We start from the raw sequence: 686 nt of genomic DNA, 5'->3' as shown, positions 1-686 counted from the left end.
CGTCCTTCAGGCCCGGCGCCACCTGCGCCGGGGGCCCGAGCAGATCAGCGAGGCCACCCAGGTCCCGGCCCGAACCGTGACCCGGATCCTGCGCCGTCACCACATGCCGCCCCTGGCGGCCTGCGACCCGCTGACCGGGCAGGTCATCCGCGCGGTGCGCAAAAGCGCCGCCCGCTACGAGTACAACCAGCCCGGCGGCCTGGTCCACGTGGACGTGAAGAAACTCGGCAAGATCCCCGACGGTGGCGGCTGGCGGGCCCACGGCCGCAGTGAAGACGTCCGCGGCCGCGGCATCGGCTACGACTACGTGCACGCCGCCGTGGACGACCACTCCCGCCTGGCCTACGCCGAAATCCTGGCCGACGAGAAAGGCGTCACCTGCGCCGCGTTCCTCACCCGCGCGGCCGCGTTCTTCGCCAGGCACGGCATCGCCTGCATCGAGCGCGTGATGACCGACAACGCCAGGAACTACCGCACCTCCGGCGCCTTCCGCGACGCCTGCCAAACCCTGGGCGCCAAGCAGAAGTTCACCCGTCCCCACTGCCCCTGGACCAACGGCAAGGTCGAACGCTTCAACCGGACTCTGCAAGCCGAGTGGGCCTACCACCAGGTCTTTGGCAGCAACACCGAACGCGCCGACGCGCTCGCGCCCTGGCTGCACTTCTACAACACTGGCCGCCGACACA

General features: G+C 70.3%; 1 protein-coding gene. It reads left to right on the top strand.

The features are described 5' to 3' along the window. Positions 1 to 686, top strand: a 686-nt coding sequence (locus tag ACFPQ9_RS44555; RefSeq protein ID WP_380866199.1) for an IS481 family transposase, incomplete at both ends; no start/stop codon positions are given.

The organism is Streptomyces coerulescens (assembly GCF_042657965.1).
In the GTDB taxonomy this organism is placed as follows: Bacteria; Actinomycetota; Actinomycetes; order Streptomycetales; family Streptomycetaceae; genus Streptomyces; species Streptomyces coerulescens.
The sequence above is the reverse complement of the archived record's forward strand: the minus strand, read 5'-3'. Positions and strand labels throughout refer to the sequence as shown.